The sequence below is a fragment of the Ruegeria sp. SAZD013 genome (genome assembly GCF_059612525.1).
In genome coordinates this window covers 94,887-111,960 of the sequence record NZ_JBXWQT010000028.1, presented here as the reverse complement: position 1 = coordinate 111,960, position 17,074 = coordinate 94,887, and the positions used below count along the sequence as shown (strand labels likewise).

General features: G+C 57.4%; 19 protein-coding genes. 12 read left to right on the top strand and 7 right to left on the bottom strand.

From position 1 onward, the window contains the following. Positions 1-85: 85 nt before the first annotated feature. From AC2FLU_RS14805 to AC2FLU_RS14780, 6 genes are all read left to right on the top strand, one after another. Positions 86-754, top strand: a complete 669-nt coding sequence (locus AC2FLU_RS14805; RefSeq protein ID WP_480505559.1) for a response regulator transcription factor — start codon at positions 86-88, stop codon at positions 752-754. Beyond that, complete coding sequence (locus AC2FLU_RS14800; RefSeq protein ID WP_480554984.1) at positions 751-2,118, top strand: sensor histidine kinase; 1,368 nt, start codon at positions 751-753, stop codon at positions 2,116-2,118. The genes AC2FLU_RS14805 and AC2FLU_RS14800 overlap by 4 nt, the downstream gene beginning before the upstream one ends. 555 nt (positions 2,119-2,673) lie before the next feature. Next, positions 2,674-2,841 (top strand): hypothetical protein, encoded by a 168-nt coding sequence (locus AC2FLU_RS14795; RefSeq protein WP_480517927.1) that lies wholly within the window; start codon positions 2,674-2,676, stop codon positions 2,839-2,841. 108 nt (positions 2,842-2,949) lie between these two features. Beyond that, entirely contained in the window at positions 2,950-3,327 is a 378-nt protein-coding gene (locus tag AC2FLU_RS14790) for a lysozyme inhibitor LprI family protein (RefSeq protein WP_480474203.1), read from the top strand. A gap of 93 nt (positions 3,328-3,420) precedes the next feature. Continuing rightward, positions 3,421-4,608, top strand: a complete 1,188-nt coding sequence (rlmN, locus tag AC2FLU_RS14785; protein WP_480493907.1) for a dual-specificity RNA methyltransferase RlmN — start codon at positions 3,421-3,423, stop codon at positions 4,606-4,608. A 286-nt stretch (positions 4,609-4,894) separates the two neighbouring features. Next, positions 4,895-5,515, top strand: coding sequence for a cytochrome P460 family protein (locus AC2FLU_RS14780; protein ID WP_480493906.1), 621 nt, complete (start codon positions 4,895-4,897; stop codon positions 5,513-5,515). Here AC2FLU_RS14780 and AC2FLU_RS14775 read toward each other — a convergent pair. From AC2FLU_RS14775 to AC2FLU_RS14765, 3 genes are all read right to left on the bottom strand, one after another. Further along, positions 5,512-7,170, bottom strand: a complete 1,659-nt coding sequence (locus tag AC2FLU_RS14775) for a U32 family peptidase (RefSeq protein WP_480493905.1) — start codon at positions 7,168-7,170, stop codon at positions 5,512-5,514. The genes AC2FLU_RS14780 and AC2FLU_RS14775 overlap by 4 nt on opposite strands. 64 nt (positions 7,171-7,234) lie before the next feature. Continuing rightward, on the bottom strand, positions 7,235-7,573 hold the full coding sequence (locus AC2FLU_RS14770) for a hypothetical protein (protein ID WP_480484160.1): 339 nt from the start codon (positions 7,571-7,573) through the stop codon (positions 7,235-7,237). Then, a complete protein-coding gene (locus AC2FLU_RS14765; protein WP_496809498.1) occupies positions 7,570-8,490 on the bottom strand; it encodes a DnaJ C-terminal domain-containing protein in 921 nt (306 codons plus the stop codon). The genes AC2FLU_RS14770 and AC2FLU_RS14765 overlap by 4 nt, the downstream gene beginning before the upstream one ends. Before the next feature lie 159 nt (positions 8,491-8,649). Between AC2FLU_RS14765 and AC2FLU_RS14760 the strand changes: the two genes are divergently transcribed. Beyond that, positions 8,650-9,033, top strand: a complete 384-nt coding sequence (locus tag AC2FLU_RS14760; RefSeq protein WP_267363718.1) for a hypothetical protein — start codon at positions 8,650-8,652, stop codon at positions 9,031-9,033. On the opposite strand, the gene AC2FLU_RS14755 is transcribed toward AC2FLU_RS14760, so the two are convergent. Beyond that, on the bottom strand, positions 9,034-10,134 hold the full coding sequence (locus AC2FLU_RS14755; protein WP_496809497.1) for a cystathionine gamma-lyase: 1,101 nt from the start codon (positions 10,132-10,134) through the stop codon (positions 9,034-9,036). 3 nt (positions 10,135-10,137) lie between these two features. Beyond that, the gene (locus AC2FLU_RS14750) at positions 10,138-10,980 is read right to left on the bottom strand and encodes an LOG family protein (protein ID WP_480484157.1); all 843 of its coding nucleotides are present in this window, start codon (positions 10,978-10,980) and stop codon (positions 10,138-10,140) included. A 79-nt stretch (positions 10,981-11,059) separates the two neighbouring features. On the opposite strand from AC2FLU_RS14750, the gene AC2FLU_RS14745 reads away from it, so the two are divergent. From AC2FLU_RS14745 to dapD, 3 genes are all read left to right on the top strand, one after another. Next, on the top strand, positions 11,060-11,971 hold the full coding sequence (locus tag AC2FLU_RS14745) for a threonine/serine dehydratase (RefSeq protein ID WP_480554992.1): 912 nt from the start codon (positions 11,060-11,062) through the stop codon (positions 11,969-11,971). 44 nt (positions 11,972-12,015) lie between these two features. Next, positions 12,016-12,615 (top strand): GntR family transcriptional regulator, encoded by a 600-nt coding sequence (locus AC2FLU_RS14740; RefSeq protein WP_480517915.1) that lies wholly within the window; start codon positions 12,016-12,018, stop codon positions 12,613-12,615. Positions 12,616-12,724: 109 nt separating this feature from the next. Continuing rightward, entirely contained in the window at positions 12,725-13,552 is an 828-nt protein-coding gene (gene dapD, locus AC2FLU_RS14735; RefSeq protein ID WP_480474194.1) for a 2,3,4,5-tetrahydropyridine-2,6-dicarboxylate N-succinyltransferase, read from the top strand. A 298-nt stretch (positions 13,553-13,850) separates the two neighbouring features. On the opposite strand, the gene AC2FLU_RS14730 is transcribed toward dapD, so the two are convergent. Next, a complete protein-coding gene (locus tag AC2FLU_RS14730; RefSeq protein ID WP_480474193.1) occupies positions 13,851-14,207 on the bottom strand; it encodes a cupin domain-containing protein in 357 nt (118 codons plus the stop codon). Positions 14,208-14,323: 116 nt separating this feature from the next. Here AC2FLU_RS14730 and AC2FLU_RS14725 point away from each other — a divergent pair, with 116 nt between their 5' ends. Then, positions 14,324-14,668: a DUF8846 family protein gene (locus tag AC2FLU_RS14725; protein WP_480474192.1), complete on the top strand. Its 345-nt coding sequence runs from the start codon at positions 14,324-14,326 to the stop codon at positions 14,666-14,668. Here AC2FLU_RS14725 and AC2FLU_RS14720 read toward each other — a convergent pair. Continuing rightward, a complete protein-coding gene (locus AC2FLU_RS14720; protein ID WP_496809496.1) occupies positions 14,665-15,723 on the bottom strand; it encodes a transporter substrate-binding domain-containing protein in 1,059 nt (352 codons plus the stop codon). The genes AC2FLU_RS14725 and AC2FLU_RS14720 overlap by 4 nt on opposite strands. Positions 15,724-15,932: 209 nt before the next feature. Between AC2FLU_RS14720 and dapE the strand changes: the two genes are divergently transcribed. Continuing rightward, positions 15,933-17,072: a succinyl-diaminopimelate desuccinylase gene (gene dapE, locus AC2FLU_RS14715; protein ID WP_480625265.1), complete on the top strand. Its 1,140-nt coding sequence runs from the start codon at positions 15,933-15,935 to the stop codon at positions 17,070-17,072. Positions 17,073-17,074 lie beyond the last annotated feature (2 nt).

Genomic DNA, 17,074 nt, shown 5'->3' with positions numbered 1-17,074 from the left:
TTGCAATTAGAACTGCGGGGTTGATTCCCCCTCCCATCTGGCAATCATGGGGCGCCAACCTTGCGCGAAACTTGCGGGAGACCTGATGCGGATCGTCATCGTCGAGGATAATGAGACCCTTGCCAACGCCATTGCCTATCGCCTGCGGGATCGGGGCCATGCCGCTGACGTGCTGACAGATGGCGGCGCGGCCGATTTGTATCTGGAGCAAGAAGGCGCAGATCTGATCGTTCTGGACATCAACCTGCCGGGTCGGTCTGGGCTTGAGATTTTGCGGTCCCTTCGCAACCGGGGTGACAGCGCGCCCGTCATCCTGCTGACCGCGCGCACCGAGACCAGCGACCGCGTTTCGGGTCTGGATATGGGCGCCGACGATTACTTAGTGAAACCCTTCGAGATGGATGAACTCGAGGCCCGCATCCGTGCCCTGTCCCGCCGCAAACAACTGGATTACGGTGCGCGCGAAACGATCGGAGACCTGGAATTCGACCGCACCGCCCGGCAGGTGAGCGCAAAGGGCCAAGTTCTCGATGTGCCGCGTCGGGAAATGGCTGTGCTTGAATGCCTGCTGGAACGTCGCGGCAGGATCGTCCCCAAAAGTCAGTTGATCGACTACGTCTACGGCGTGGGAGCCGATGTCGACGATTCGGCCGTCGAGCCGCATGTGTCACGACTGCGAAAACGCCTTCAGAACCTTGGCATCCGGATCAAGACCGCCCGTGGCCTTGGATATCTGCTAGAGGTGCAGAAGTGATCCGGCACGGCTCACTCAGGCTCAGGCTTTTCATTCTGATCCTGACGCCATTGGTGCTGCTCGCAATCCTGCTTGGATACTGGCGCTACACGGTTGCTCAACAAACGGCACAGGAGCTTTTTGACGACAGCCTATTGTCCGCCGGTCTGGCCATTTCTCGCGATGTGGCGGTGTCAGAAGGCGATGCCCTGTCGCCCACCACGCGCAGCTTGATCCGCGACGCATCGGGCGGAGAGATTTTTTATCACGTGACCGGACCCGGTGGCATCTACGTCACAGGGTATGCATACCCTCCGGCCGCTGCAAACCCGTCTGAGCAAGACGCGTACCAGCCGAGGTTTTTCGAGGCGATCTATCGGGATGAGCCGGTGCGCGTACTGAAAATGACCGAGCGCGTCACACTTGATAACCTGGTGGGCGATGCGACAGTAACAGCTTGGCAACGCGTTGCCGATCGCAACGCCTTTGCCAACGAACTGTCGATCCGCGCGGCGATCCTGATGGGTATCTTGCTGGCCACCCTTGCTGTTGTCGTGTGGTTCGGGGTCGCACGCGGGTTGCGGCCCTTGCTGGATTTGCAGGATGCGATCGACCTACGCTCACCTGACGACCTGAGCGAAATCAAACGCCCGGTCCCGGTCGAGGTTTATGGTATTGTTCAGACCCTGAACCGGCTGTTTGGACAGGTCGAGCACAGCATCAACGCCCATCAGGTGTTTATCTCAGAAGCCGCGCACCAGCTGCGAAATCCGGCGGCAGCGGTCCAGTCCATGGCCGAGGCGTTGCGGGACGCAAGATCGGATGAGGACAAGGACAAACGGATTATCGAGCTTGTGTCGGCAGCGAAAAACTCCGCCACGGTGGCCGAGCAGCTATTGTCGTTGGAGCGGTTGCGGCAACCTACGCATCAGGATCAGATGGACAAGATTGATTTCCGTGCGGTTGTGGAAGAAGCCTGCGCTGACATGGGTGTACAGATCCTCGCAAAAGGGATCGAGTTTGATGTTACGATGCCGGACTCGACAATTCCGGTTTCAGGAGATCAGGTTTTTTTAACTGAGGCCATCAAAAACCTGCTGGACAACGCAGTTAAGCACGGTGGGACTAAGTTGAGCCAAATTTCAGTCGCGCTGCGCTCTGATGGCGAGAACGTAAAGCTTACCGTATCCGATGACGGAACCGGCCTTTCACCCGAACAAAGCGAAGCCGTTTTCAGTCGATTTTCGCAGCTGGAATATTCCGAAGGCAGCGGTTTAGGGTTGTCGATTGTCTCAGCTGTAGCGAAGCGCCACGGAGGAGTGGCCGCGATCAACCAAGTCGAAAAAGGAGCAAGCGTCACGCTTCAGCTTCCCATAGCCCTGTAGTTTGTTTCAATTTCTGATCGGAACCCGAAACCTGTCACAATCAAAGAGAGTTTTTCGATTACAGCGAATGACCGGTTTCCACCCCAGGTGCCGGGCACGGTGGTCTTGATACGTCTTCACCGGACTTTGAAGCCTTTTGCAGCGAAATGGCGCTTGGTCCCGCGTTGCGGTCACTGATCGTTCGCATATCAACCCAATCCGCTCGCGTTGTGCGCGGCGAGTTGAAGGCCAAGACTGCGATGTTGACCGGTCTGCGTAAGCCTTTTCTTATTCGTGCCTGTCAGGATGCAGTATCACCAAGCGCCGCTTTCGGTACGCTCCACATTCAAACAGTATGCCACACAAGCGCTTCCGTCGTAGCTATGTTTAAACCCTCTGAGATGGGGAACCTTCAACACCGCAGAACTCAATCACAACGTGGACCAGTACTGTAATTCCCTCTAGAGCGTGGGTTGTAACTTTACGCAGGATCAACGCGTTTACTTGATCCGTGTCAAAGTGAGCTTTGACGGTTTCTGAACTAATCAGTTCAAGAGAAACCAAGGAGTTGCCACCATGCTGAACAAATCTCTTGCTGCGCTGATGATGATATCAGCCATGCTGCTGAGCGCCTGTGAAAACAAGGGCCAGACTTATCCCGTAACCGGCGAACAATGCGGACCGAACGATCCTGTCAAGACCCTGGATGCCGAAGATTGCTATGTCCCACCCGCGGGTGTCTGACGCGGAACCGCATTTCCGTTGATTCAGGGGGCCAACCTGCATCTAAACCTTTCTGGCAAAACATGTTACTCTGGCCTGACCCCTGCTGAATAGATGAATGAGGCGGCCATGCGTCTGATCTTGATTGCACTGCTTTTGCCAGCCACTGCAACCGCCGACCCGGCGTTGGAATGTTCCGACGCCGGATCACAAGTCGAAATCGGATCCTGCGTCGGAGAGATGGAAACACGGGTGTCGCGTGCGCTGCAGGTGAGTTTTGATTTGGCGGTACAATCTGCCAAGGAGCTGGATGAGGTCACCGGGCGGATAGTGGCTGAACCTGCCCTCATAGCGGCGCAACAAGCCTGGGAAACCTATCGCGATACGCATTGCACCGCCGTCGGTGCGTCGTTTGGTGGCGGATCGGGTACAGGTATCGCAATCACATCATGCCGAGTGAATTTAGGGCGGGCACGCGTTGAAGAACTGTTGAGTTTTGCAGACTGACTGAAACGATTCCTTTTGATCTTTGCACAGGTTCCTATATAGAGGCGCATCCCAAGCCAGAATCCTTGAAGATACGCCTCAGCAGGTACCACAATGTCGCCCAAAGCGCCGATCACTCAAGACGTCATGACTCTCCCTCGTAAATTGCCCGAGGGGAAGGTGAACCTTGTCGGTCTCACCCGCGACCGTTTGCGCGAGGTCCTGATCGAACATGGTACGCCTGAAAAGCAGGCAAAGATGCGCACCGGTCAGATCTGGCAGTGGATCTATCAATGGGGCGTGCGCGATTTTTCCCAGATGACGAATCTCGCCAAAGCGTACCGTGCGCAACTGACCGAAAACTTTGTGGTCGAGATCCCTGAGGTCGTGACCCGACAGGTGTCCGAGGACGGCACCCGCAAATATCTGTGCCGGATCGCGGGTGGGCACGAGGTCGAGGTGGTCTACATCCCCGAGGAAGATCGCGGAACGCTGTGCATATCGTCTCAGGTCGGATGTACACTGACATGTTCGTTTTGTCATACCGGCACCCAGAAACTTGTACGTAATTTAACATCTGCCGAAATTGTCGGGCAGATCATGATGGCGCGCGACGATCTTGACGAATGGCCGACCCCTGGTGCACCAAAGGATGAAACGCGCCTTCTGTCGAACATCGTTCTGATGGGAATGGGTGAGCCGCTTTACAATTTCGAAAACGTCCGCGACGCGATGAAGATCGCGATGGACCCCGAGGGGATATCCCTGTCGCGCCGCCGCATCACGCTGTCGACCAGCGGAGTGGTACCCGAAATTGCACGCACCGCCGAGGAAATCGGCTGTCTGCTGGCGATCTCGTTCCATGCAACCACGGATGAAACCCGCGACGTTCTGGTCCCGATCAATAAGCGCTGGAATATCAATGAGTTGTTGCAGGCGCTGGCCAGCTATCCCAATGCCTCGAACTCCGAGCGGATCACGTTCGAATACGTGATGCTGGACGGTGTGAATGACAGTGACGAGGATGCCCATCGTTTGATCGACCATATCAAGCACCACAAGATTCCGGCCAAGATCAACCTGATCCCGTTCAACGAATGGCCCGGTGCACCGTACAAGCGCAGCTCGAACAACCGCATCCGCGCTTTTGCCAACATCATCTATCAGGCAGGCTACGCCTCTCCCATTCGCAAGACACGGGGCGAGGATATCATGGCGGCGTGCGGCCAGTTGAAATCGGCAACCGAACGTGCCCGCAAATCGCGCAAACAGATTGAGTCCGAAGCCGGTTTAACCCGGTAGTTTTTCTGTCGGGTTCATCATGGATTGGGTGGTCGTGCTTTGATTGTCCAAAATGACCGCCTGCACGCATGAAGTGTGCCTGTAAACTTAATGTTTCAGATACTGATTCAATATGCATAATTTGCTATATTTTAAAGATTCAATGCCGCAGGATGCAGGTTCAAATCGAAGCACAAGGCGGTGAGATTCTGGGACCTGAGCTGGTAAGAGATCCCAGAGCCGCTAGAATAAGAACTCTGTCGTCACGTGGCGCTCAGGCGAACTGATTTTCAGGTGGGTCGTAATAATGGACTCCTATCTACGAATAATTCTCCAGCACAAAGCCATTGCGTGCGCGATACTTCTGATTTCTTCAGGACTGGCAACGGCGGATGGTCACAACGCTCATATCGCGATCGAAAATCCGGCAGAGCTGAGCAAGGATGAGGCCGCGGCCCACTACCATTCACTAAGCCGTCGCATGGCACGGGGGTATGCCGCGGCGCAACTGGATCTGATCCTCAACTACCAAAGCTGGCCGCTTTTTAACGACGCGCCTTATATCTCGGCCACGCACGGGCAGCGTTACGTAAACTCGTATGCCAACCGAATGGCACATAACTACGGGACATTGCAGCAAGGCGAAAAACTTCCCATGGGATCGGTGCTTGCCAAGGACAGCATGACGGTGACCGATGAAGGTCACATACATCCAGGCGCCATGTTCATAATGGAAAAATTGCCAGACGGTACCAGCCCGATCACCGCTGACTGGCGTTATATAATGGTGCTGCCGGACGGGTCGGTGTTCGGGGATACTATGGGGGACCGCGCCAGTGAGGTCGCGTACTGCCATGTCTGTCACGAGCAAGTGGCGGATCGCGACTATACGTTCTTTATCCCCGAAGAATATCGGGTGGGAAACTAAGCCGGTTCACCCGGCAGCTTGAGTTCTGTCGCCTCACGGCGGCTGAGCTGTTCGCCTTGTTTTCGTTTGGACAGTACCTCGCGGGCCAACGCGTATTTGTCATCCTGCCAGAAGATCAGGCATCCGTTGCAGCCCTTGCCGCAGCATCCTTCCGTGCCGATGCGGTTTGTCTTGAACCGGCGTTCGTTACCGTCTTCGCCAATCTTTTCAACCAGATCATCGCGACGGCGTGCATAAGCTGTTGAATTGTCGCGACCGGAGGTTTCCAATCCCTGCACGAGCTTGTCAAAGCGAATGCGGCTCCAGTGTTCGTCGGTCAGGGCGCGTTCCTTGCGCAGCACTGAATAGACCGGAAAACGGGCGCGCAGATCGTCGATATCCTCGTGATCAAACAGGGTGAAAGGCAACCGGATGATGGTTTTTGTGCTGCCATGAACCACGTCCAACCGTGCGCCATCATGGGCGCATTCGAAATCATAGACCCGCAGCAGAACCGTGTCGCGTGCGACTGGCGAGACGAAATCCAGCACATCACCCGGTTCCAGCTTGTTCTTCACCTCAACCAGAAAGGCATCCTCGGTCACTTCGGTGACGATCCCGGCATATTCCCATTGCGAGATCGAGGCCGTGTGTTCGTAATCATGTGCATAGTTTGTCAGCCGACCCTCGTGAAAGGCCAGCGTATAGCCGCGATTTCCGACGGTTTCGAGCTCGCGCATGTAAGGCTTGGGGTCCCAGTTTTCGGGATCCGCGAAATAGTCATCGATGGCCATACGATAGGCCCGCGCGACGATCGCGGCGTAGTATTCCGATTTGCCGCGCCCTTCGACCTTGAGGCTGTCGACACCGATTTTCAGGTACTCGTCCAGCTTCGGCATGATGCAGAGGTCGCGTGAGTTTAGGATGTACGAGCCGCGATCATCCTCTTCGACGGGCATCAGGTCACCGGGGCGACAGCCTTCTTCCAGCAGGAATTCGAATAGGTCGGCGTTTTCTTCGGTGATACGCAATTCCTGATGCGTACCATCCTTGAGGCGCAGTTTCAGACCGTAGTTCCAGCGGCAGGAATTGGCGCAGTTGCCCTGGTTGGCCCCGCGTTCGGCCATGAAATTCGACAGCAGGCAGCGGCCCGAATAGGTCATGCACATAGCGCCGTGCACGAAGGCTTCTAACTTGATATCAGGGCATTTCTCACGGATCTCGACCAGTTCGGGATAGGAAACCTCACGCGCCAGAACCACCAGCTCGGCCCCCTGATCCTGCCAGAACTTCACCGACAACCACGAACAGATATTGGCCTGGGTCGAGATATGCAGCGGCAGTTCGGGCGCGCGCTCGCGGACGTATTGGAATACGCCCGGATCGGCGATGATCAACCCGTCGGGCTGCACCTTGCGCACCGTGTCGATGTATTCGTCCAGTTTCGGGATGTCTTTGTTATGCGAGAACAGGTTCAGTGTCAGGTAGGCGCGCCGGCCATGGTTGTGGCAGAACTCGACCCCTTCAATTACCTCGTCCAGCGAAAACTCGGACTTGGTGCGCAGCGACATATCCGGCGTGCCCAGATACACGGCGTCTGCCCCATAGAGGATGGCGAGTTTAAGTTTGCGCAGATTGCCCGCAGGCATCAGCAACTCGGATCTGGGCTGGGTCATGGAAGCTACCTGACAAAGGATCAAGGCGGCCTTCTACGCCATAATCATTGCGCCCAAAACCCTGTTATCTGCGACGGAATCGCGCTGTGCCGATAACTTCGATCAGTTGTTGGCGCACCGGCTCGGGTTGCGCCTCGACTGCGTTCAGAACCTCACGCAGTTCGGCGCGCAGCCCATGCATCTGATCAATCAGCGAGATCATCATCGACAGCGCATCGGCCTCCATGTCGTATTGCTCGTGCAACTCGCAAGCCAGTTCCAGCCGGGCAACGTCGATACTGTGATAGACCAGCCCCTGCTCCGATTGTTCAGGGATCACGATCTCGGCCGCAAGATATTCGGTCAGGCGGTCAGAGGTCAGGCGCGAGACGGTTTCGATCAGTTCCTTTTCGGTCAGGGTCATGACGACATTCCTTTCCGTGGATCATAGCGGTGCGTTTCGCGCCAAGTCTCCATGAACTGCCTGAGGTCATCATCGATCTTGTCGGGCATCGAGACAGTCAATTCGATCAGTTGGTCGCCGCGCTGGGATGAGCCGCGTTTCTTCACCCCCTTGCCGCGCAGGCGAAGGGTTTTACCGCTGCTGGTGCCCGCCGGAACATTGACGTTTACACCGCCATCGATTGTGGGGGCGGCGACTTTGCCGCCCAGAATGGCCTCATCTATACTGATAGGCAGCGTAATATGGATGTCGTCGCCCTGACGGTCAAACACCGGATGTTTGGCGACCGTGACGGTCACCAACGCATCCCCCGGAGGGCCTTCGCCATAACCCGGAGCACCCTTGCCGCGCAGACGGATGGTCTGACCCTCGGTTATACCGGCGGGGATCTTGACCTCGATCCGGTTACCGTCCGGTAGGGTCAGTTTCTGGCTGGCGCCAAACACGGCATCCAGAAAGCTGATCTGAAGGGAATAGTTCAGGTTATGCCCTGGCGCATGAAACTCATGTCTTTGCTGGCCGCCAAATCCACCGCGGCCGCGCATGAATTCGGCAAAGATGTCCGACATGTCGTCCGGGTCCGCCTGACGCCCGCGATAGGGGTTTCCAGCGGCCTCGGCATAGTCCCGGTAATAGTGTTGTTGCGGGCGTTCCTGACCTGATGCGTCGATTTCGCCATTGTCGTAGCGGGCGCGGGTTTCAGGATCTTTCAGCAAGTCATACGCGGCGGCGGCGGCCTTGAATTTGGCCTCGGCCTTGGCATCGCCGGGTTTCAGGTCCGGGTGGCACTCCTTGGCAATACGCCTGTAGGCTTTCTTGATTTCGTCGGCACTGGCGTCTTTCGGGACGCCAAGGACGGAATAGGGATCGTCGCTCATCTCACACTCGCGGGTCAGGGCAGGTCTGATCTTGATGAAAGTGTTCTACCACGTGTTTTCAACGGGTCAAAAGGAAGAGGCGATTGAATTGTCTCGAAAAAACTCAGAAGCCTGCTAATATCTTCATATTTCTGATTGTAGATTGACGGAGGCCATCCCATGTCGCGCAGAATCAAATCCGCTTTGGCCCTGCTGGCCGGCAATGCCATCGGGCTGTTGCTGGCTTCGCTGATACTGTCCGGTTTCGCGATCAAACCGATCTCATTTATAGTGGTTGTGATCGTTTTCACTGTCGTTCAGGTGATCGCCGAGCCCTTGATACTGAAGCTTGGCGAAAAGAAAGCGCCCGCATTGAAAGGCGGGATAGCCCTGGTCGTGACATTTGTGGGCCTGCTGGTGACCGACCTCATCGCGTCGGGGCTGACCGTTGGTGGTATCTCGAACCTGCTGGCGGCGACGCTGCTTGTCTGGCTGGGGGCGCTGATCGCCAGCGTGGTGCTGCCGATCTACGTTTTCAAGGATCTGCGTGCCGCGAAGAAGTAATCACAGCGCGTTCAGGCTGACCTCGATCGCCTGCCACAGTTCGTCCACCGGTTCGCATCCAACGGACAGTCGGATGAAGGCCGGGTCGACGCTATCGCCCCAGCGCGCGCGGCGTTCGGCCGAGCTGTGAACACCTCCGAAGGATGTGGCGGGGCGCAAAAGCGGGCAGGTGTTGATGAAGGCTTCGGCCTTGTCTTCGCTTTCCAAAGTCAAGGATAGCAGAAATCCGAACCGTGCCGTTTGTGCCTGCGCCAGTGCGTGTGATGGATCATTGGCCAGCCCGGGATAGCGGACCTGTTTGACCGCTGGGTGACCTGCCAACCGTTCTGCTATTACCTGAGCCGAGTTGCACATCCGGTCGAACCGGACATCCAGCGTTTCCAACCCGCGATGCAGCAGCCATGCCTCATGCGGTCCGGGGATCGAGCCGGAGACCTTCCGCCATTCCTCGACCCGTTCCATGATGTCACTGTTGCGGCTGGCCACATGGCCCATCAGCATGTCGGAATGCCCGCCCATCGCTTTGGTGTCGGACGACACGACCACGTCGATGCCCAAATCCAACGGGCGCTGACCCAACGGCGTCATCGTCGTATTGTCGGCAATCGTCACCCCGCCAGCAGACCGCACCTGTTCGGCTGTGGCTTTCAGGTCAATCATGTCCAGACCAGGGTTCGAAGGGCTTTCGACGAACACAACGTCAAACCCGTCAAAACCACCTGCGGCAAACGCAGTGGTCGGGCGCTCTTCAACTGTCACGCCAAGACGCGAAAGGAACCGGTCGGCCAGCAGACGGGTGACATAGTACCCGTCCGAAGGAATCAGAAGGCGCGACCCGGCTTGCACCGTTGCAAAAAGAGCCGCAGAAATTGCGGCCATCCCTGAAGGAAAACTGAGGCAAGGCGCGTCTTCCAGATGGGACAAAACATGCTCAAGATGTACCCAGGTGGGGTTATCGACACGGCCATAGGTCGGGTGACCGTCCGGCACGCCCGGCAGATGGAACATGCTGCTTTGCGTCAGTGGAAGGGCGACGGGTTCGCCTTTTGACAACGCGTTGCCACGTAGGTGGAGCATTTCGCCTGTCTTTGGGGGTTTCATCGCTCAGCGCCCCGGAATTTCGTCGCGGGGCGGGGCGGGTTCCCAGTTCTCGATGATCTCGGCCGCCTCCTGCGCGGTATCGACAAAGCGGAACAGGTCCAAATCCTCCTCCGAGATCGTACCGGCATCCGCCAGTGCGTCCCAGTTGATAACCTTCTCCCAGAACGCGCGGCCAAACAGCAGGAATGGCACGCGATCCATTCTGCCGGTCTGGATCAGGGTCAGGGATTCGAACAGTTCATCCAGCGTCCCAAACCCACCGGGAAAGATGGTGATGGCGCGGGCGCGCATCAGGAAGTGCATTTTGCGGATCGCAAAATAGTGGAAATTAAAGCTGAGCTCTGGCGTCACGAAACTGTTTGGCGCCTGTTCGTGCGGAAGCACGATGTTCAGCCCGATCGAGCACCCGCCCGCTTCGTGTGCACCGCGATTGCCAGCTTCCATCACACCGGGGCCGCCGCCAGTGACGATCACATTCTCGCGGCAGCCGGTTTCTTTTGATTTTACGGTCATCAGCCGGGCAAACTCGCGCGCCTCATCATAATATTTCGACAGGCTGGCCAGAGTCTCTGTCCGCGCGGTGTGCTTTTGCGAGGGTTCGGGAATGCGGGCGCCGCCGAACATTACGATGGTCGACGCGATCTCACGCTCGGTCATGATCATTTCGGGTTTCAGCAACTCAAGCTGCAAGCGTACAGGGCGCAGCTCGTCCCGGCACAGAAACTCGTCATCCGCGAAAGCCAGACGGTAGGCCGGAGAGCGTGTTTGCGGTGTGTCCGGAACCTCTTTCGCGGTCGAGCGGTCGGTCTGCGCATCGCGAAACGGACTGTGACGGTCTTCTCTCATCGGTGATCGATCCCTGCTTGCGTGTTTGACAAACAGCTATAGGGTTCGCGGGCAGAGTGCCAGTCACGGAAAGACGAGAATGAATTGGAAAAGTGAAATATCGGCAGCACGGGACCGCATCGCGGGATATGCGCAAGTGACCCCGGTTATGGAAAGCAACATTCCCGGCTATCCGGTTGAGCTGAAACTCGAGCACATGCAGCATACTGGCAGTTTCAAGGCGCGGGGTGCGTTCAATACGCTGCTCAGCTCGGATGTGCCGCCCGCGGGTGTGGTCGCCGCATCCGGTGGCAATCATGGTGCGGCGGCGGCTTATGCAGCGCAGACGCTGGGTTATCCTGCAAAGATATTTGTGCCGGAACTGGCAGGCCCTTCCAAGATCGCACTGATCCGGCAAACCGGCGCCGACCTGAGCGTTGTTTCCGGTGAATACGCGAACGCGCTGACCGCAGCGCAGGAGCATGAGGCGACGACGGGGGCAATGCAGATCCATGCTTATGACGCCCCGGCCACGGTGGCTGGGCAAGGAACCTGTTTTGCGGAATGGGACGCCCAGGGCTTGCAGGCGGATACGGTACTGGTCGCTGTTGGTGGCGGCGGGCTGATCGCCGGGGCGCTGGCCTGGTTCGGTGGCGCGCGCAAGGTTGTGGCGGTCGAGCCGGAAACGTCCTGCGCGTTGAATGCAGCGTTGCGCGCTGGTGAGCCGGTTGATGTTTCCGTGTCGGGCATCGCCGCAAACGCGCTGGGCGCGCGGCGGATCGGCGAAATTTGTTTTGAATTGGCACAGGGTATGAGTTCGGTTCTGGTGTCAGACGATGCCATCGCGGCGGCACAGCAAGCGCTTTGGCGCGCGCATCGCATTCTGGTAGAGCCTGCGGGCGCGACCGCATTGGCCGCCTTGACCTCGGGTGCGTATCGACCTGAACCGGGTGAGCGCGTGGCCGTTCTGGTTTGTGGTGCAAATATCGCGCCGGACCCGTTCGCTGAGTGAATTATCGGGTTGTGGATGTGGATGGTGGATTTTATCTATAATCCATGACTGCAATGATCTCCGACACGATTTACCAAAGCCTTAGCCAGCGGATCATCACCGGAGAGCTGGCGGCCGGTGAAAAGCTGCGGCAGGACCATATTGCCCGAACCTTCGATACCAGCCATGTTCCGGTGCGCGAAGCCTTGTTGCGGCTTGAGGCGCATGGGTTGGCCCGGCATGAACCGCGCAAGGGAATGCGTGTTACAGCGTTAGACCCGGCAGAGGTTCGGGAGGTGATCGAAATGCGTGTGGCCTTAGAAACGCTGGCGTTGCAGCAATCGATACAAAACATGTCTCCGGTCGCGTTGGAAAAGATCGAGAACGCACGCATCGCCTGTGACGAGGCGCAGTCGATGCCGCAATGGGAGGCCCTCAACAGAACGTTCCATCGCGCCATCCTGACACCTTGCGGGCTGCCTCGGCTTTTGCACGCAATTGACGATCTGCATATCGCAAGCGCACGCCATCTGTTCGCGCAATGGCGGTTGAAATGGGTGCAGCGGGCTGACACGGATCATGCGGCCATTGCGCGAGCGTTGAAGCGCAAGGAAATGGCCACAGCAACGGCGATCCTGACCCGCCATATCCGGCGCGCAAGCTGATGACCCTGAGCCTCAGACGTAATTGGGCTCGTCTACGTCGCATTGCGCCATGGGTCGGGCTTGCGTATAGGCCAAATCAACGTGAACAGATTCTGTAGGGAGACACCCCATGTCCAACGCGCAACTGGAAGCCGCCATCGAAACCGCCTGGGAGGCACGCGAGACCATCACGCCCGCCACCACAGGCGAGCAGCGCGAGGCGATCGAGGATACGCTGAATGCGCTGGACAGTGGCTCGTTGCGCGTGGCGGAAAAGCTGGAATCCGGTGACTGGCACGTAAACCAATGGGCCAAAAAGGCGGTTCTGCTGGGCTTCCGTATCAAGGACATGGAAATCCAGCCGGGCGGTCCGCAGGACGGCGGCTGGTGGGACAAGGTGGACAGCAAGTTCGCCGGTTGGGGTGAAAACCAGTGGCGGTCTGCCGGGTTCCGCGCGGTTCCAAACTGCGTTGTCCGCAAATCCGCTTACATCGCACCGGGCGTGGTGCTTATGCCGTCTTTCGTGAACCTTGGGGCCTATGTTGACGAAGGCACGATGGTTGATACCTGGGCCACCGTCGGATCCTGCGCACAGATCGGCAAGAATGTGCACCTGTCGGGCGGCGTTGGTATTGGCGGAGTGCTTGAGCCGATGCAGGCTGGCCCGACCATCATTGAAGACAATTGCTTTATCGGCGCGCGCTCGGAAGTGGTGGAGGGATGTATCGTCCGCGAAGGCTCGGTTCTGGGGATGGGCGTGTTCATTGGTAAGTCCACCAAGATCGTGGACCGCGAAACCGGAGAAGTCATGTATGGCGAGGTTCCGCCCTATTCGGTTGTGGTCGCGGGTTCCATGCCGTCGAAGAACAACGTCAGCCTCTATTGCGCTGTGATCGTGAAGCGGGTTGACGAAAAGACCCGCTCGAAAACGGGCATCAACGAATTGCTGCGGGACTGATCGTTCTGATTAACGCGCAAGGCCGGGGCATAACTGCTCCGGCCTATTTGTTTTTTGGGTCAAGCCGACTGAACCAGATACGAAGTTCGTGGCCGCGATCAGCTTTGAAGTGCTGCTTAGCGGTTCTCACCCTGCATGGCTTCGACTTCAGTGCTTCCTGTGTTTACTTCAGCACTTTCGGTTTCGCTGCCGCCTTCGGATTCACCGTTGCCTTCGGTTTCACCATCGCCGCCGGATTCAACTCAACAGCTTTTCGGGCCGGAGGTCTTCAATCAATGAGGGAGGCCGAGACTCGCGTTCACTGAGTCTCTCGCCCAGCTAATCCCTTGATCGGATACCGGTCCGGTTCCTCGAAAACATCGATAACCCGTGTGCCAGCCTTGATTTTGCCGCCATGTTCCACGCCTGACGGGATCGAATAACTGTCGCCAGAGCGGTAGGTTAGGGTCTGCCCGTCGATGGTCAATTCAACCTCACCCTCGACCACTGTGCCCCATTGGGCTTTGTGAGAATGTAAGGGCAATTCGAAATCCTGAAGAAAAGTAAAGAACGCCACCAACCCTGCATCCGACCGGATCACGGCCGTTTGCACCACGTCGTCGGGGAACGGTACGTCGAGGCTGGGAAAACTCGTTATGAAATCTGGGTAGGGCATGAAGGCGTCCTTTGGTATCCGGGATCGGTTTATTCCGGGTACTATGGGCGCAAGGCGGGGCTCCTGCAATTGTTGGCTGCTTGACCGCGAACCGGCGCGGGGCTATGGCCCGGTGCATGGAGAAGCAAAAGAAACCCTCACGTCAGCAAGTCTATACCCTTTTGGTCCAGATTGGCCGCAAGGAGGGCGACGGCCTGCCTGATGGGGCGACCGGCGCGGCACTGATGTGCTATGCCAGCGGCGTGGATGAGGCCGAGGCCGTGCGTGAGACGGTTGCGATCCTGAAGCAGGCAGACACCGCACCGCTGGATGTCACCGGATATGGCACATTGGCCGAGCGTGAAGCGCAAGGCCACGATATCGAGCCGGACGAACGTGCGCTGATGCAAAGAGCATTGGATGAAAACGCAGTGATCGTCGCGCAGATGACACCGTTTTTCGAAGACGAAGCACAAGCTTAGTTTCGCGACCCGAACCACTTGCGATAGATTTCGTCATAGGTTCCGTCTTCACGCAGGCCGAGCAATGCCTGGTTTACATCCTCGACCAGCGGTGATCCGGTCGGAAATGCGATGCCGTAATTCTCGCGCAGGAAGACGCCACCTGTCATCGATGCAATCCGCCGCCCTTCATGAACTGCGAAGTAGGACAGGATCGGCGCGTCGAACACGACGGCATTCAGTTCTTCGGCTTTGAAGGCGTCCAGCATCTCGTTCAGTCCGGGGTAGCCGGTGAATTCGATCTCGCGCCGGTTCAGAAAGCTCGCCGCTGTAGACCCCGAGATTGTCCCGACATTCTTGCCGTAAAGGTCGTTCACCGAATTCACGCTGCCGGTAATGGCGTCCACCGTCATGACCGAGGTGATGCGGGCGGTAAACACCGACACGATGAACAAGGAAGACACCACCAGGGTAACCCCCAGCATACGACCGAACGGTGTTCGCGGCATTCGTTCTTCGAACCCGCCATTCACAACCAAATTCAGTGCCCACCAGAACGATGGGAACCACGCCTCGTTAAGGTTGCGGTCGAAATAGGGTTGGGCACGGCGTTCAAAGCCCCACATCAGCATGCCGCCACCGAGGAGAATGGCAAAGGCCAGCCCGATAGCGATAAAAAGTTCTTTCGATAGCAGAGCCTGCAAAATCGAAGGTTTTCGTACCGCGTCCGAGGGCACCATGATCTGAAGACCCGCTTCAAAGATCGGCTGAGAGAAGTCCATTTGCGTTTCGCGCAGGGCGGTGATCGAGATATTGGCGATGGCAAGGTCTGCAGATCCGCTCTGCACGGCACCCAACATGTCAGAAAACGCGTCGACGCGGTTGACCGTGTAGTCCCAGTTCAGAGCCTCGGCCAGGGCCGCCAGCAAATCCATAGAGAAACCGGTTTCGGCGCCATCCTCGACATAGGAAAATGGCGGGCGGGTCACGGTTGTGACCGAAAGGGACTGTGCCAGGCTTTGCTGTGCGATGACGGCGAAAGTCAGGCAGATCAGTGCGAAGAAGGCGCGCTTCATATTCAATTCACCTGTTTCGCGGCCCTGTAACGCGAATTTGTGGCGGGCGGCAAGGTGGTCGCAGGGTAAAGTTCCATGTTTTATTGGGGTGCCGCTTTGACATCTACATATTCGGATGACCGTTTTTTTACGGATTGGGGTTGGAAAACCGGCCAAATCGTTGAATCTGTGCGCGAACCCGCGTCAGACACAGTTTCAGAGGTCCCCGCATGACTGATCCCGTCCAATTGACAGCCGAACTGATCCGTTGCCCTTCGGTCACACCTTCAGAGGGCGGAGCACTTGTTTTGCTTGAGACAGTGCTGTCGGAGGCAGGTTTCGAATGCTCGCGTGTCGATCGCGGCGGCATCAGTAACCTGTTCGCGCGTTGGGGGCAGAAAGGTCATGCGCGTAGTTTCGGATTTAACGGTCACACAGACGTCGTCCCTGTCGGCGACGAAGCTGCCTGGACTGCGCCGCCCTTCGGGGCCGAAGTGCGGGATGGGGTGATGTATGGGCGCGGTACTACCGATATGAAATCCGGTGTTGCGGCTTTTGCGGCTGCCGCAGTGGATTTCGTGCGTGACACCCCGCCGGATGGGGCAATTGTCCTGACGATTACCGGTGATGAGGAAGGCGATGCGTTGGACGGCACCACTGCGCTTCTCGATTACATGGAAGGCGCCGGAGAGCGTATGTCGGTCTGTCTGGTGGGTGAGCCAACATGCCCGAACAAAATGGGCGAGATGATCAAGATCGGCCGTCGGGGCTCAATGACTGCATGTTTTAAGATTACAGGTGTTCAGGGACATTCGGCTTATCCCCATCGGGCCAAAAACCCTCTGCCCGCCATGGCGCGGCTGATGGATCGGCTTGCCAGCCATGAACTGGATCAGGGCACGGACCATTTCGACGCCTCAACACTGGCTGTTGTCACTATCGACACCGGAAACGCCGCAACCAACGTGATCCCGTCGCAATGCAGCGGCGCGGTCAATATCCGCTTTAACGATCTGCATTCCGGGGCCAGCCTGAGTGACTGGTTGCAATCAGAGGCGGATCAGGTGGCAGCCCAATACGGTGTCGACATCGGTGTCACGATCAGCATATCGGGTGAAAGTTTTCTGACCCCACCAGGGCCTTTGTCCGATCTGGTGGCCAAAGCGGTCGAAACCGAAACCGGCGTTACGCCTGAACTGTCGACAACCGGCGGCACCTCGGATGCGCGCTTTGTCAAAGACCATTGTCCGGTGGTGGAGTTCGGCTTGGTCGGGCGCACGATGCATCAGGTGGACGAGTGCGTTGAGGTTGCGCAGATCAAGCAACTCAAATCGATCTATACCCGTATCCTGACGGATTATTTCGCCTGATC

What these genes read in the sequence shown, in the direction of transcription:
- AC2FLU_RS14805 (WP_480505559.1), top strand. Translation starts at nt 86, where the DNA reads ATGCGGATCGTCATCGTCGAGGATAATGAGACCCTTGCCAACGCCATT.
- AC2FLU_RS14795 (WP_480517927.1), top strand. Translation starts at nt 2,674, where the DNA reads ATGCTGAACAAATCTCTTGCTGCGCTGATGATGATATCAGCCATGCTG.
- AC2FLU_RS14790 (WP_480474203.1), top strand. Translation starts at nt 2,950, where the DNA reads ATGCGTCTGATCTTGATTGCACTGCTTTTGCCAGCCACTGCAACCGCC.
- rlmN (WP_480493907.1), top strand. Translation starts at nt 3,421, where the DNA reads ATGTCGCCCAAAGCGCCGATCACTCAAGACGTCATGACTCTCCCTCGT.
- AC2FLU_RS14780 (WP_480493906.1), top strand. Translation starts at nt 4,895, where the DNA reads ATGGACTCCTATCTACGAATAATTCTCCAGCACAAAGCCATTGCGTGC.
- AC2FLU_RS14775 (WP_480493905.1), bottom strand. Translation starts at nt 7,170, where the DNA reads ATGACCCAGCCCAGATCCGAGTTGCTGATGCCTGCGGGCAATCTGCGC.
- AC2FLU_RS14770 (WP_480484160.1), bottom strand. Translation starts at nt 7,573, where the DNA reads ATGACCCTGACCGAAAAGGAACTGATCGAAACCGTCTCGCGCCTGACC.
- AC2FLU_RS14765 (WP_496809498.1), bottom strand. Translation starts at nt 8,490, where the DNA reads ATGAGCGACGATCCCTATTCCGTCCTTGGCGTCCCGAAAGACGCCAGT.
- AC2FLU_RS14760 (WP_267363718.1), top strand. Translation starts at nt 8,650, where the DNA reads ATGTCGCGCAGAATCAAATCCGCTTTGGCCCTGCTGGCCGGCAATGCC.
- AC2FLU_RS14755 (WP_496809497.1), bottom strand. Translation starts at nt 10,134, where the DNA reads ATGAAACCCCCAAAGACAGGCGAAATGCTCCACCTACGTGGCAACGCG.
- AC2FLU_RS14750 (WP_480484157.1), bottom strand. Translation starts at nt 10,980, where the DNA reads ATGAGAGAAGACCGTCACAGTCCGTTTCGCGATGCGCAGACCGACCGC.
- AC2FLU_RS14745 (WP_480554992.1), top strand. Translation starts at nt 11,060, where the DNA reads ATGAATTGGAAAAGTGAAATATCGGCAGCACGGGACCGCATCGCGGGA.
- AC2FLU_RS14740 (WP_480517915.1), top strand. Translation starts at nt 12,016, where the DNA reads ATGACTGCAATGATCTCCGACACGATTTACCAAAGCCTTAGCCAGCGG.
- dapD (WP_480474194.1), top strand. Translation starts at nt 12,725, where the DNA reads ATGTCCAACGCGCAACTGGAAGCCGCCATCGAAACCGCCTGGGAGGCA.
- AC2FLU_RS14730 (WP_480474193.1), bottom strand. Translation starts at nt 14,207, where the DNA reads ATGCCCTACCCAGATTTCATAACGAGTTTTCCCAGCCTCGACGTACCG.
- AC2FLU_RS14725 (WP_480474192.1), top strand. Translation starts at nt 14,324, where the DNA reads ATGGAGAAGCAAAAGAAACCCTCACGTCAGCAAGTCTATACCCTTTTG.
- AC2FLU_RS14720 (WP_496809496.1), bottom strand. Translation starts at nt 15,723, where the DNA reads ATGAAGCGCGCCTTCTTCGCACTGATCTGCCTGACTTTCGCCGTCATC.
- dapE (WP_480625265.1), top strand. Translation starts at nt 15,933, where the DNA reads ATGACTGATCCCGTCCAATTGACAGCCGAACTGATCCGTTGCCCTTCG.